Source organism: Duganella sacchari (assembly GCF_900143065.1).
In the GTDB taxonomy this organism is placed as follows: Bacteria; Pseudomonadota; Gammaproteobacteria; order Burkholderiales; family Burkholderiaceae_D; genus Rugamonas; species Rugamonas sacchari.
Window position 1 is genome coordinate 60,694 of sequence record NZ_FRCX01000012.1, and the last position, 12,534, is coordinate 73,227.

A 12,534-nucleotide genomic window follows, 5' to 3' on the forward strand; every position below is an offset into this window, starting at 1 on the left:
TACCTTGAAAGGAAACAGATCATGTCCCGTTTGTTCACCCAACCCGTATCGGAAGCCACCGGCCATGCAGCGCAGCTGTTCACCGCCATCAAAGGCGCGATTGGCAAAGTGCCCAATGCTTATGTCGCCGTCGGCACGAACAGCCCGGTGGCGCTGGAAGCTGCGCTGAACCTGGACGGCGCGCTGCGTAAAAGCAGCTTGAGCGCGCAGGAAATCGAAGTGGTCAAACTGGCGGTCAGCCAGGATGCGCGGTGCGACTACTGCCTGGCGGCGCACACGCTGATGGGCGGCAAGGCGGGCCTCAGCGCTGACGCCATCCAGGGCGTGCGCCATGGCCGCGCGACCGGGGATGCGCGGATCGATGCACTGGCCAGCTTTGTGCACGCGGTGGCCCGCACCAGTGGCGATGTGCCGGCGGAGGTGGTGCTGGCGGTGAAGCAGGCGGGCTACAGCGATGCGCAGATCACCGATGCCCTGCTGGCGGTTGCCTCCATCACGTTCACCAATCTGTTCAACCGCGTGAATGTGACGGCGCTGGACTTCCCGCCTGCACCGTAATCAATCCTTTTTGCGGAGGCGGCTCAGCAGCGCCTCCGTAGCCTGGTTGAGCGGGACTTCATGCTGGCGCAGCAGCTGCACATGCAGCACCAGGTTTTCCAGTACCAGCTTGGCTGCTACGGCCAGCAGGGTCAGATGCTTGTCTTCTGCGCTGAAATTTTCCATTGCGTCCGCCATCTCGCACAGATGGTTGGCGATCAGTCCGCGTAATTCTTCCTCTTTAAACGGCAGGTCGGCGAAATCGATGGGGTCTTCTTTTTCGACTTCCTGCATCAACAGTTCCAGCTCTTGCGGGGTAATCGACATGCGCGACTCCAGTGGTTGAGGCGATTTCATTTTAGCCGCAATCGGCATAGAATCTGGCAGATGGCGCATCTGATTTTTACACAGCAATTAGGACGCTTCATGCCCGTGCCGCAGGTGGAGACCCGCGCGGCCGATCTGCGCAGCGCCCTTGATGCCTGCTTTGCCGACCATCCGCGGCTGCGCGGCTACGTGCTCGACGAGCAGGGCTGTCTGCGCGAGAACGTGGTGATCTTTATCGACGGCCAGCGCGCCCGTGACCCTAAGCGGCTCGACGACGCGCTCGCGCCACAATCCCAGGTCTATATTCTGCAAGCACTGTCAGGAGGCTGATATGTCTGATCGCGCCTATATCGCGACGCGCAAGGGTTTGTTCGAGGTCTACCGCACGCATGAGGCGTGGCTGCTCGATCAGCAGCACTTTCTGGGCGATCCGGTGTCGATGGTGCTGCCGGACCGGCGCGATGGCACGCTGTATGCGGCGCTGAACCTGGGCCACTTCGGCGCCAAGCTGCACCGGCGCGATGCCGGCAGTATGGACTGGGTGGAGGTGGCCGCGCCCGCGTTTCCCGTCAAGCCGGTCGATAGTACCGATCCCGTGGACTGGACGGTCAGGCAGATCTGGTCGCTGGCGGCGGGTGGCCCGGATGAGCCGGGCGTGCTCTGGGCCGGAACGCTGCCGGGTGCCCTGTTCCGCTCGGCAGACCGCGGCGACAGCTGGCAGCTGGTGGACGCCTTGTGGAATGTGCCGGAACGCGCCAAATGGATGGGCGGCGGCTATGACGTGCCCGGTATCCATAGCATCTGTGTGGATCCGCGCGATAGCCGGTCGGTGCTGGTGGGGGTGTCCTGCGGTGGCGCCTGGCTGACCACCGATGGCGGCGCCAGCTGGTCGCTGCGCGCCAAGGGCATGAGTGCAAGCTATATGCCGCCCGAGCTGCAGGCGGTGCAGGAAGTCCAGGACCCGCACCGCATCGTGCGCTGCGCGGCCGAGCCGGACAAGCTGTGGTGCCAGCATCACAACGGTATCTGGCGTAGCGTCGATAACGGCGCCAACTGGAGCGAGATCAGGCCGGCGGCGCCGGTATCCAACTTTGGCTTCGTGACGGCCGTGCATCCGCAGGATGGCGAGACGGCCTGGTTTGTGCCGGCCGAGGCGGACAGCAAGCGCATCCCGCCCCATGCTTCGCTGGCGGTCACGCGCACCACGGATGGCGGCAAGAGCTTTGTCGCCTGGCGCGGCGGCTTGCCGCATGAGCATTGCTACGACCTGGTGTACCGTCACGGCCTGGCCGTCAGCGACGATGGCCAGATACTGCTGATGGGATCGACCACGGGCGGCGCCTGGCTGTCGGAAGACGGCGGCGGCCAGTGGCAGACCATCTCCACGACCTTGCCGCCGATTTACTCGGTGGCGTTTGCGTAGGCCAGAAACATCTCGACGGTCGACTCGACCACCTGTTTTTGCATGGCCGTGTCCAGCGCTGGCTGGCCCATGGTCACCTGCGGCCAGAACGCAAAGGTCTTGAGCTGGCCTTGCAGCATTTGCGAGGCGATGAAGGGATCGGCCTTGCTGAACTTGCCGTCGGCCTGGGCGGCGCGCAGCCAGCTGGTGACGGCTTCTTCTTTCACGCTCAGCCGCGCCACCATCTCCTGCGCCCGTTGCGGCGAGTGGATGGCTTCGGCGATGGCGACGCGCGCCAGGTCGAGGAAGTAGTCATCCTGCAGCAATGCCATCTTTTTGCTCAGCAGTTCCATCAATTGCTCGCGCAGCGGCCGGGCCGGGTCGTAGGGCGCCGGTCCCATGGCGGCCGTACTATTCCACAGCTCATGCAATATTTGCTCGAACAGTTCGTCTTTACTGGGGAAGTGGTTGTAGACGGTGCGTTTGGACACCCCGGCGGTCGCCGCAATCTTGTCCATGCTGGTGGATTCGAAGCCGCTGGCGCGGAATTCGGCGATGGCGGCTTCGACAATAGCCTGGCGTTTGCGGTCGGTGAGTTTGATGGGCGTGTTCATGCTTTTATTTTACACCGGGTAGTTTACTTTTTCAAAAATAGATACTACACTGTGTAGTGTACATTTTCATTCGGGAGTGCCCATCATGACTTTTTCCGCTGTTGATAGCCTGGACGGCCTGTCTGTACCTAGCGCGCCGCGCACCCGCGACGGCCGTTTCCGCAATCCGGTCAAGATGCACCAGATGGGTTTCCTGAAAACCCTGGGCATCATGCTGCGCTTTGCGTTCGACAAGCCCAAGGATACGGTGCCGACACTCCCGATTCCCGTTCACGCGATCACGCAGCAGCAGTTAATGGATGCTCCGGATCGCAGCCTGTTCCGCCTCGGCCACTCGACCGTGCTGCTCAAGCTCAATGGCCAATTCTGGCTGACCGACCCGGTGTTTTCCGAGCGCGCGTCGCCGGTGCAGTGGGCTGGTCCGCAGCGCTTCCACCAGCCGCCGATCAGCATTGAAGAGCTGCCGCCAATTACCGGCGTCATTCTGTCGCACGACCATTACGACCATCTTGACCACGCGGCGGTGCTCAAGCTGGCCAAGAAGACCCAGCACTTCATCACGCCGCTGGGTGTGGGCGACCGGCTGATTGCGTGGGGTGTTCCAGCCAGCAAGGTGCAGCAGCTGAGCTGGTGGCAGTCGACCTTTGTCGCTGGCTTGAAACTGGTGGCGACGCCGGCGCAGCACTTCTCCGGCCGTGGACTGGGCGACCGCAACAAGACCTTGTGGGCATCGTTTGTGATTGAGGACCGCGACGTACGAGTATTCTTCAGCGGCGATAGCGGCTATTTCGATGGTTTTAAGGAAATCGGCCGCCGCCACGGTCCGTTCGACCTGACCATGGTGGAAACCGGCGCCTACGATCCGCAATGGCCGGATGTGCATATGCAGCCGGAGGAGTCCTTGCAGGCGCATATCGACTTGCAGGGCAAGGTGCTGCTGCCGATTCACAATGGCACCTTCGATTTGTCGCTGCATGCCTGGCATGATCCGTTTGACCGCATCACCCAGCTTGCCGCCGAGCGCCGGCTGCCGATCGCCACGCCGGAAATTGGCCGGGCGCTCGATATCCGTTTGCCGGTGGCAGAGGAAAAGTGGTGGGAACCGCTGGCGCAGCAGGAAGCCGCGATGGTGGCCGCCCGCGCCTGATTACGCGGTCACGTTGATATATTTGCCGATGGTTTGCCCAAGCGTGTTGACCTGCGGCTTGGGCGCTTGCAGATCCGCTGGCAGTTGCTGAGCCGAACGCGGCGGATTTTCAATCGCGCTGTTCAGGTTGACGGCGGGCGCCGGCTTGTCGGCCGCCTGCGTGGCCTGATTACTTTCCTGCTGGTTGTCTGCCAGCTTTTGCTTGTCCTTGGCCAGCAAGTCCTTGCTGGCGTCCAGCTTCGCCGCATCCTGGCTGACGCGCACCTGATCCTTTTGCACCTGCCTTTCAGCCAGTGCAACCGATGCTTGTAGTGCGTTGATGGAGAGTAGCGAAGCCATTCTTTCCTCGTTGCAAAACTCTGGACAAGATGAGGCAGGATCGTGGCATACGATCTATTGCAGATTAGGCCATAAAAATAAAAAAGGCAAGGCCAACTGCGCCTTGCCTGAAGAGGGACGGTACGGGCTTAGAAGCGGTACAGCAGCGACGCTTCCCAGGTGCGGCCGAACAGCGGACGGGCGTTGATCGGGCCGGTGTTGCCGGTGGTCAGGCGCGAGTTGCCTTCGGTCAGGCCGAGCTCGTTGTTGAGGTTGGTGCCAGCCAGGCGCACTTCAATCTTGTCACCCAGCGAGAACAGCACGCCGGCGTCGATGGTGCGGTAGGACGGCAGGTATTGCTGGTTGGCCTGGTCGGCCCAGCGCTCGCCGATCGAGGTGTAGGTGGCATACAGCTTGGCGGCGTTGCCTTCGCCAAATGGAATGCGGTAGGTCGGCGTGAAGCGGAATTGCAGCTTCGGCTGGCGCTGCACGGTTTTGCCGGCGGTGGCCGGGTTGTCGCGGTATTCCGACTTCTGATAGTCACCGGTCAGCTGCAGTTGCAGGTTTTCGATCGGGCGCACGGCCACTTCAAACTCGACGCCATTGCCTTTGGAGCCGCTGACGGAATGCAGTTCCTGGCCATTCGACAGCACTTGCGAGAACGCGATACCGTCAAATTCCGTGTGGAAGGCGTTGATATACGCGGTGTACAGCTGCGATGCCGTCTTGAAGCCGATTTCGTACTGGCTGACCTTAGGCGTCGGCAGCAGGTTGCGGTCATTGGCCGCCGCTTGCGTGCCGGCGCCACGGATGTCGTCAAACGAGACAAAGGTATGGCCACGGTTGGCGCGCACGAACACCGAGGTATCCTTGGCCAGCTTGTAGTTGCCGCCGATGGTGAAGGAGTTGGCGCTGTCGGTGCGGCTCAGGTAGGTGTTGGAGCCGTCCGGCATCGAGGTGCCGTTGTTGTACACGGTCAGCGGGTTGTTGTCGGTATCGGCCGACATCAGGTTGGAGATGGTGCCGCTGATCTTCTGCTGCTCATGGCGCATGCCGAAGTCAACCTTGATCTTGTCGTTGACCTGCCATTCATCCGACACGAAACCGGCGGTGTTGCGGCCGTCATACGAGGCAACCGGTGCGTAGAACACGTTGCCGTCGGTGCCGTTCTTCGACACGATGACGCCGTTGTTCAGGGTGACATTGATGAGACTGGCTTGCGGTACGGCCGTCATCAGGTGGCTGTTACCGAGGTACCAGACGTCATGCGAGGAGTAGTCGGCAAAGTAGCCGCCCACCGTGACGGTGTTGCCCTTGAAGATTTCCTTGCTGACGCGCAGTTCGTCGGTGAAGGATTTGAGCTGCTTCTCCACCGCCCACAGGCCGGCTTGCACCACCTGCTGGTTGCCGTTGACGGCGCCGCCATGCACATAGGTTGCGGTGCCGGCGGTCGCCAGCTTGCCGCCGGCCGCTGCCACGGTGGCCGGATTGCTGTTAGCCGAGGCGATCGCCGCGTTGATGTAGTCGTTCATCGACAGCGGGTTGTTACCGGTGAACATGGCGATGGTGTTGAGGTCGCCATCAAAGCGGTTGAACTTGTTGGATACGCTCCAGTCGCCGATCTTTTGATCGAAGTTGGCGCCAAATACAGTGGCTTTGAGGCCACGGCCATCGCCGAGGTCCTTGGTCAGGGTTTTACCTGGCGCCGCTTCAATGGTGAAGTTGCGCATTTCGCCGCTCATCAGGGTGCCGGTCAGCGGATTGAAGCCCGGGAATTCGCTAATGGTGTGGCCGCCATTGCTGGAAATCAGTGGCACGCCGGTGTAGAAGGCGTTCTTGTCGTCGGTGCTGCGCGCGTACAAGGTCAGCTTGCCCTGGTCCAGGTTGCGGGTCAGGGTGGCGGTGATCTGGTGGCCGTCGTCGGCAGGGAAGCCGGCATCGCGCACGCCATCGGTCTTGCGGTAGAAGCCGCCAACCGAGCCATACCAGCCATCGCTGATCTTGCCGCCGTAGTACATATCCACGCGGCGCATGCTGCCGGTGCCGGTGGTGAAGCGCACCGTGCCTTCCGGCGTGTCGGTGCCTTCTTTGAGGATGAAGTTCATGGTGGCGCCCGGCTGGCCGTTGGACCAGATGGTGGACGGGCCGCCGCGCAGCACTTCCACGCGCTCGATGGTGTCATCCAGGCGGAAGGCCGACGAGCCTTCGAAGAACGACAGGGTCGGCGGCGGGAAGATCGGGTTGCCCATCATCTGCACCGACACGAAAGGCGAGTCGGAACCCGACGGGAAGCCGCGCACCTCGATGTTCGCGCCGGACTGGCCGCCGGTCGATTCCGCATACACGCCCGGCACGATTTTCATGATGTCGGCCGTGCTGCTGGGGGCGGCTTGCTTGAGCTGCTCTTCGTTGGCAGTGGTGATCGAGAAGGCCGAATCGACCTTGCGCACGCCACGGGCGGAGGCGACGCCGGTCACCACCACTTGCTGGATTTCTTTGGAAACTTCTTTGGACGGTTCAGCGGCCGGGGCTTCGGCAGTCTGGGCTTGGGCGGCGGTCTGGTTGAGCAGCGTCAGGACGGCGGCCGCGATGGCCGATGGCAGGAACGGGTTTTTCATCGTGTCTGTACTTTCTTATAGGATAAATCGTCTCCGTGGACGGCGCTCCCCGCCATCCCCATCTTCATGAACTTTTGTGAAGATTTGGCCATTGAAACAAGAAATGTTATCGATGTCAATTGAAATGTTATCGATGTCATTTTTCGCGACAAATGAAAATTTTCTGTCATAATGCGTCCGCAAACCTGCTTTTTTACTCTTGAACAACGATGCGCGCGAAGAAGACTGTAACGACAGCCCTGACGATGGAAGACCTGGCCAAGCTGGCGGGCGTCTCCAAAATCACGGTTTCACGCGCCTTGCGCGACAGTCCGCTGGTGACGCCGGAAACGCGCGAGAAGATCCGCGCGCTGGCAGAGGAGCAGGGCTACCGTTTGAATGTGAGCGCGCGCAATCTGCGCATGGGCCGCAGTTATTCGGTGGCGGTTGTGGTGGAAATGACACCGGTGCGCGGCCGGCCGATGTCGGACCCGTATCCGCTGGAGCTGTTGGGCGGCATTACCCAGGAGCTGACCACGGCCGGTTACAGCGTGGTGCTGACCTCCAAGCAGTTGATGAACACGGCGCCGGTGATGGGCGCCGACGGCTTGATCCTGCTGGGCCAGGGCTCGCATGGCGAAGCGGTGCGGACCTTGCAACAGACCGGCATGCCGCTGGTGGTATGGGGCGCGCCGGAAGCCGATACCGATTACATCGTGATCGGATCGGACAACCGCAAAGGCGGCATCAGCGCGGCCGAGCGCTTCATTGCGCAGGGCCGGCACAAGCTGGTGTTCCTGGGCGACGTCGATCACGCCGAGGTGCAGGAACGCTGCGCCGGTTTTATCGATGCGATGGGCGGCGCGGCCACGGTGCACATCATCCGCCCCAAGGCGTTTACGTTTGAGGCGGGCTTTGACAGCATTTCCTCGCTGTTGAAAAAGAAGGGCGCCAGCTTTGACGGCGTGTTTGCCGCCAGTGATTTGCTGGCCATGGGCGCGATCCGTGCGCTGGCCGAGAAGAATTTGCGGGTGCCGGAGAATGTCTCCGTCATCGGCTACGACGATACGCCTGGCGCCGCCAGCTTTGTGCCGCCGCTGACCAGCGTGCACCAGTACCTGCGCGATGGCGGCGTGTTGTTGGCCAAGAAAATGTTGGGCCTGATCGAAGGCCACCAGGTCGCTTCTGAAATGCTGCCGACCACGCTGATGGTACGCCAGACCTAGTTTCCCCAAAAAGCACCAAAAACAGACTAAAACCGGTGTTTTTTGAAATTCAAACCGCTTTGAATCGCTTTTTCTAAGGAATTCGCTGTGCAACAACACACCTATCCTCTTGAAGCCTGGTGCATCCGCGAGACCAGCTTTGACACCGCATCCCACTTCCTCGATGAGACGCTGTTCGCGCTGGGTAACGGCTATATCGGCCTGCGCGGCACGGGCGAGGAGGGCTACAGCGGCCCGGCCGGCACCTCGCTGGATGGCACGTATCTGAACGGCTTCTACGAGTCCGAGCCGATCCAGTATCCGGAAGCGGCGTACGGCCTGGCCAAGGTCAACCAGTTCATGCTGAATGTGCCGAACGCAAAGGGCATCGAGCTGCGACTTGGCGATGAGCGCTTTGATCTGCTGACTGGCACGGTGCAATCATATGAGCGCGTACTGGACTTCCGCACTGGCCTGCTGACGCGCACTGTGGAATGGACCTCGCCGCAAGGCCGCAGCGTGCGCGTACGCAGTCGCCGCATGGTCAGCTTCGAGAACAAGCATCTGTTCGCGATCGCGTTTGACGTGACTTCGCTGAATTACGACGGTCCTCTGTGGCTGGTGTCGGCGCTGGATGGCGCCGTGAAAAACCAGGAGGCGGGCGATGATCCGCGCGTGGGTTCGGCGATTTCCGGCCCGACGCTGCACATGATCGACAGCGAGCAGTCGGACAGCTTCTCGGCGCTGGTGCAGAAAACCCATAACAGCGGTTTCACTTTAATCAGCGCGACCGAGACGGCGTTGAGCGTGCCGGCAACTGCGGTCACTGCACAGCAAGGCCAGCGACTGACGCAGGCGTGGGAGATGCAGGTGAGCGCTGGCCAGTCGGTCACGTTGACCAAGTACGGCAGCTACTTCTCCTCGCGCGACTACGATGCCAAGGAGCTGATGTGGCGCAGCAAGGACACGCTGGCCACTGCCAAGGCGGCAGGCTTTGACGAGCTGCGTCTGGCGCAGGAGCAGTACCTGGCCGACTTCTGGCAGCAGGCCGACGTGCAGATCGCCGGCGACGACGCGCTCCAGCAAGGCATGCACTTCAATCAGTTCCACCTGCTGCAATCGGTGGGCCGCGATGGCCGCACCAACATCTCCGCCAAGGGCGTGACGGGCGAAGGCTACGAAGGCCACTATTTCTGGGACACGGAAATCTACATCTTCCCGTTCTTCCTGTACTCCAAGCCGGAGATCGCGCGCAAGCTGCTGGAATACCGCTACGCCGGTTTGCCGAAGGCGCGCGAGCGGGCGCGCCAGATGTCGCATGACAAAGGCGCGCTGTACCCGTGGCGCACCATCGCTGGCGATGAGTGTTCGGCCTACTTCCCGGCGGGGACCGCGCAGTACCACATCAACGCCGACATCGCGTACTCCATCAAGACCTATATGGAGGCGACGGACGATCAGGAATACCTGGTCAAGGCTGGCGCGGAGATTGTGATGGAGACGGCGCGCATCTGGACCGGCATCGGTTCGTATGACCGCGAAGGCCGCTTCTGCATCAACCAGGTGACAGGCCCGGATGAATACACGGCGCTGGTCAACAACAACTACTACACCAACGCGATGGCGCAGATGCACCTGAACTTTGCGGCGTCCATTGCAGAGCAGCTGCAGGCACAGGCGCCGTCCGAGTTCGCACGCATCGCCGCAGCGATGGCGCTGGATGCGGGTGAGCCTGCAGAGTGGCGCCGCGCTGCGTCGCTGATGAATCTTCCGTATGACACGGCGCTGCAAATCCACGCCCAGGACGACAGCTTCCTGTCTAAAAAAGTGTGGGACTTTGCCAACACGCCCAAGGAAAACTATCCGCTGTTGCTGAACTACCACCCGATGGTGATTTACCGCCATCAGGTCTGCAAACAGGCGGACGTGGTGCTGGCGCTGCTGCTCTTGAGCGACCAGTTCACGCTGGAAGACAAACGCCGCGACTTTGACTACTACGAAGCGGTGACCACGCACGATTCTTCGCTGTCCTCCTGCATCTTCAGCATCATCGCCGCGGAAGTAGGTTATCAGGACAAGGCGTACGACTACTTCATGGAGACTGCGCGTCTCGACCTGGACGACACGCACGGCAATACGCATTACGGCGTGCATACGGCAGCGATGGCCGGTACGTGGATGGGCGTGGCATACGGCTTCGCGGGCATGCGCGTGATCGGCGGCGCGCTGCATTTCGCGCCGACGCTGCCAAAGCAGTGGCAGCACTACACGTTCAAGGTGCATTTCCGCAGTGCGCTGATGGAAGTGCATGTGGAACCGGGCCGTGTTGAATATCGTCTGCTGCAAGGCGAGGCGCTGAACTTTACCCACGGCGGCGAAGCGATTGCGCTGACCCTGTCGCAACCCAAGCAATCGAGGAGCTTCGCATGAGCCGCTTCAAGGCAGTCATCTTTGACCTGGACGGTGTGATTACCGACACCGCGCACTATCACTACCTGGCGTGGAAGCAGCTCGCGGAATCGCAGGGTGTGCATTTCGATCATGCGTTTAACGAGAACCTCAAGGGCATCGACCGCATGGGTTCCCTGGACCTGATCCTGGCGTCGGCGCCGCGCAGCTACACGCCGGAAGAGAAGCTGGCGCTGGCTGACACGAAAAACCTGCATTATCAGGAACTGATTTCGACCATGTCGTCCAATGACCTGTTGCCTGGTGCGGTGGAAGCGCTGGATGCAGTGCGCCGCGCCGGTTTGCGCATCGGGCTGGCGTCGGTCAGCAAGAACGCCTTTACGGTGCTGGGCCGCCTGGGGATTACCGACAAATTCGATTACGTCGTGGATGCGGCCACCATCGCGCGCAGCAAGCCGGACCCGGAGATCTTTCTGCGCGCGGCGCAGGAGCTGGGCGTTGCGCCAGCCGATTGCCTTGGCGTGGAAGATGCCGTCGCTGGCGTTGCCGCCATCAAGGCGGCGGGGATGTTTGCGCTGGGGATAGGACATCCCTTTGTGCTGACGGAAGCGGATGTCGTGATCACCAGCTTGCAGCAGTTTAATCTCAGCGCATATTGACGCTACCGCGCCGCAGAGCGCGGGAATAAAACGGAGACAGCAGCATGAAGAACAACAAAATACTATTTGCGTTATTCCTGATCTACTTTGTATTCGCCATCCTGCTCAACAGCGTGGGCACGGTGATCCTGCAGGTAATCAGCAACTATGGCGTGAGCAAATCCGCCGCCAGCGTACTGGAAGGCTTTAAAGACCTGCCGATTGCGGTGGTGTCCTTTCTGGTGGCGTCGTTCCTGCCGCGTATCGGCTACAAGAAGGCCATGCTGATCGGCCTGGCGATCGTCACTGCGGCGTGCGTGGCCATGCCGCTGCTGCCATCGTTCGCAACGACCAAGGCCTTGTTCTTCTGCGTGGGCGTGTCGTTCGCGCTGGTGAAGGTGTCGGTGTATTCGACACTGGGCCTGATCGCCGAGGATCGCAAGCAGCACGCCAGCACCATGAACCTGCTGGAGGGCTTCTTCATGCTGGGCGTGTTAAGCGCCTATTGGGTGTTCGGCTACTTCATCGATTCGCACGATCCGCTGTCGCAAAGCTGGCTGCACACCTACTGGGTGCTGGCGGTGCTGTGCGCGGCGACCTTCCTGCTGATCCTGTCCACGCCATTCAATGAATCGAAGGCGGCGTTGCCGGAGGGGCGCAGCATCGCGCAGGATTTCGCTGAGATGCTCAAACTGTTCTTCAAGCCGCTGGTGTGCGTGTTCATCATCACGGCCTTCCTGTATGTGTTGATTGAGCAGAGCATCGGCACCTGGCTGCCGACGTTTAATAACGAAATCCTCAAGCTGCCGGCAGCAATGAGCGTGGAAGTGACCAGCATCTTTGCTGCCTGCCTGGCCGTGGGGCGCCTGTCGGCGGGCGTGTTGATGCGCAAGCTGCACTGGTATCCCGTGATGAATGCCTGCGTGCTGGGCATGGCGGCGATGGTGCTGCTGGCGCTGCCGCTGACGCATGATGTGGTGGCCGATCCGCATATCACCTGGGCCAGCGCGCCGCTGGCGACTTTCCTGTTCCCGCTGATCGGCCTGTTCATGGCGCCCATCTACCCCGGCATCAATTCAGTGATGCTCAGCTCTTTGCCGAAGAATCAGCACTCCGCCATGACTGGCTTGCTGGTGATTTTTTCAGCGCTGGGTGGTACCACCGGCTCCTTAATCACGGGCTACGTGTTCGGTAACTTCAACGGCCACTTCGCGTTTTATTTAACCTTGGTGCCCATCTCCATCGTGCTGATAATGTTGTATTTTTTTAAAAAATCGGTCGATGACGGTGGCGGTGGATTCGACGCAAACGCTATAATTAGCAGTCAACATTGAACATCA

Annotated in this window: 12 protein-coding genes; 8 read left to right on the forward strand and 4 right to left on the reverse strand. The window is 60.9% G+C overall.

All coding sequences use genetic code 11. From position 1 onward, the window contains the following. Positions 1-21: 21 nt before the first annotated feature. Positions 22-558 (forward strand): carboxymuconolactone decarboxylase family protein, encoded by a 537-nt coding sequence (locus tag BUA36_RS23435; protein WP_072788013.1) that lies wholly within the window; start codon positions 22-24, stop codon positions 556-558. On the opposite strand, the gene BUA36_RS23440 is transcribed toward BUA36_RS23435, so the two are convergent. Then, positions 559-864 carry a hypothetical protein gene (locus tag BUA36_RS23440; RefSeq protein ID WP_072788240.1) on the reverse strand — a complete coding sequence of 102 codons (306 nt, stop codon included), beginning with the start codon at positions 862-864 and terminating at the stop codon, positions 559-561. It abuts the gene before it with no gap. Between the two features lie 60 nt (positions 865-924). On the opposite strand from BUA36_RS23440, the gene BUA36_RS23445 reads away from it, so the two are divergent. Further along, positions 925-1,194, forward strand: a complete 270-nt coding sequence (locus BUA36_RS23445) for a MoaD/ThiS family protein (protein ID WP_072788016.1) — start codon at positions 925-927, stop codon at positions 1,192-1,194. Between the two features lies 1 nt (position 1,195). After that, positions 1,196-2,287: a WD40/YVTN/BNR-like repeat-containing protein gene (locus BUA36_RS23450; protein WP_072788018.1), complete on the forward strand. Its 1,092-nt coding sequence runs from the start codon at positions 1,196-1,198 to the stop codon at positions 2,285-2,287. Here BUA36_RS23450 and BUA36_RS23455 read toward each other — a convergent pair. Next, positions 2,266-2,880, reverse strand: coding sequence for a TetR/AcrR family transcriptional regulator (locus tag BUA36_RS23455; protein WP_072788020.1), 615 nt, complete (start codon positions 2,878-2,880; stop codon positions 2,266-2,268). The two genes, BUA36_RS23450 and BUA36_RS23455, sit on opposite strands and share 22 nt — an antisense overlap. An 85-nt stretch (positions 2,881-2,965) precedes the next feature. On the opposite strand from BUA36_RS23455, the gene BUA36_RS23460 reads away from it, so the two are divergent. Continuing rightward, the gene (locus BUA36_RS23460) at positions 2,966-4,027 is read left to right on the forward strand and encodes an MBL fold metallo-hydrolase (protein WP_072788023.1); all 1,062 of its coding nucleotides are present in this window, start codon (positions 2,966-2,968) and stop codon (positions 4,025-4,027) included. Here the strand turns inward: BUA36_RS23460 and BUA36_RS23465 are convergent, their stop codons facing one another. Together BUA36_RS23465 and BUA36_RS23470 are read right to left on the reverse strand one after the other, a co-directional pair. Beyond that, positions 4,028-4,366, reverse strand: coding sequence for a hypothetical protein (locus BUA36_RS23465; RefSeq protein ID WP_072788025.1), 339 nt, complete (start codon positions 4,364-4,366; stop codon positions 4,028-4,030). It lies immediately after the preceding gene. A gap of 128 nt (positions 4,367-4,494) precedes the next feature. After that, positions 4,495-6,963 carry a TonB-dependent receptor gene (locus tag BUA36_RS23470; protein WP_072788027.1) on the reverse strand — a complete coding sequence of 823 codons (2,469 nt, stop codon included), beginning with the start codon at positions 6,961-6,963 and terminating at the stop codon, positions 4,495-4,497. Between the two features lie 209 nt (positions 6,964-7,172). Between BUA36_RS23470 and BUA36_RS23475 the strand changes: the two genes are divergently transcribed. The 4 genes from BUA36_RS23475 to BUA36_RS23490 all read left to right on the forward strand — a co-directional run bounded on the left by BUA36_RS23475 (position 7,173) and on the right by BUA36_RS23490 (position 12,528). Next, positions 7,173-8,168 (forward strand): LacI family DNA-binding transcriptional regulator, encoded by a 996-nt coding sequence (locus tag BUA36_RS23475; protein WP_072788029.1) that lies wholly within the window; start codon positions 7,173-7,175, stop codon positions 8,166-8,168. Positions 8,169-8,255: 87 nt separating this feature from the next. Continuing rightward, on the forward strand, positions 8,256-10,577 hold the full coding sequence (locus BUA36_RS23480) for a glycoside hydrolase family 65 protein (RefSeq protein WP_072788032.1): 2,322 nt from the start codon (positions 8,256-8,258) through the stop codon (positions 10,575-10,577). Next, positions 10,574-11,215 carry a beta-phosphoglucomutase gene (pgmB, locus tag BUA36_RS23485; protein WP_072788034.1) on the forward strand — a complete coding sequence of 214 codons (642 nt, stop codon included), beginning with the start codon at positions 10,574-10,576 and terminating at the stop codon, positions 11,213-11,215. Before BUA36_RS23480 ends, pgmB begins: the two co-directional genes overlap by 4 nt. A gap of 44 nt (positions 11,216-11,259) precedes the next feature. Further along, the gene (locus BUA36_RS23490) at positions 11,260-12,528 is read left to right on the forward strand and encodes an MFS transporter (RefSeq protein ID WP_072788036.1); all 1,269 of its coding nucleotides are present in this window, start codon (positions 11,260-11,262) and stop codon (positions 12,526-12,528) included. Positions 12,529-12,534 lie beyond the last annotated feature (6 nt).

Bases quoted from the DNA above. Each gene is read 5' to 3' on its own strand.
- BUA36_RS23435 (WP_072788013.1), top strand. From the start codon at position 22: ATGTCCCGTTTGTTCACCCAACCCGTATCGGAAGCCACCGGCCATGCA.
- BUA36_RS23440 (WP_072788240.1), bottom strand. From the start codon at position 864: ATGTCGATTACCCCGCAAGAGCTGGAACTGTTGATGCAGGAAGTCGAA.
- BUA36_RS23445 (WP_072788016.1), top strand. From the start codon at position 925: ATGGCGCATCTGATTTTTACACAGCAATTAGGACGCTTCATGCCCGTG.
- BUA36_RS23450 (WP_072788018.1), top strand. From the start codon at position 1,196: ATGTCTGATCGCGCCTATATCGCGACGCGCAAGGGTTTGTTCGAGGTC.
- BUA36_RS23455 (WP_072788020.1), bottom strand. From the start codon at position 2,880: ATGAACACGCCCATCAAACTCACCGACCGCAAACGCCAGGCTATTGTC.
- BUA36_RS23460 (WP_072788023.1), top strand. From the start codon at position 2,966: ATGACTTTTTCCGCTGTTGATAGCCTGGACGGCCTGTCTGTACCTAGC.
- BUA36_RS23465 (WP_072788025.1), bottom strand. From the start codon at position 4,366: ATGGCTTCGCTACTCTCCATCAACGCACTACAAGCATCGGTTGCACTG.
- BUA36_RS23470 (WP_072788027.1), bottom strand. From the start codon at position 6,963: ATGAAAAACCCGTTCCTGCCATCGGCCATCGCGGCCGCCGTCCTGACG.
- BUA36_RS23475 (WP_072788029.1), top strand. From the start codon at position 7,173: ATGCGCGCGAAGAAGACTGTAACGACAGCCCTGACGATGGAAGACCTG.
- pgmB (WP_072788034.1), top strand. From the start codon at position 10,574: ATGAGCCGCTTCAAGGCAGTCATCTTTGACCTGGACGGTGTGATTACC.
- BUA36_RS23490 (WP_072788036.1), top strand. From the start codon at position 11,260: ATGAAGAACAACAAAATACTATTTGCGTTATTCCTGATCTACTTTGTA.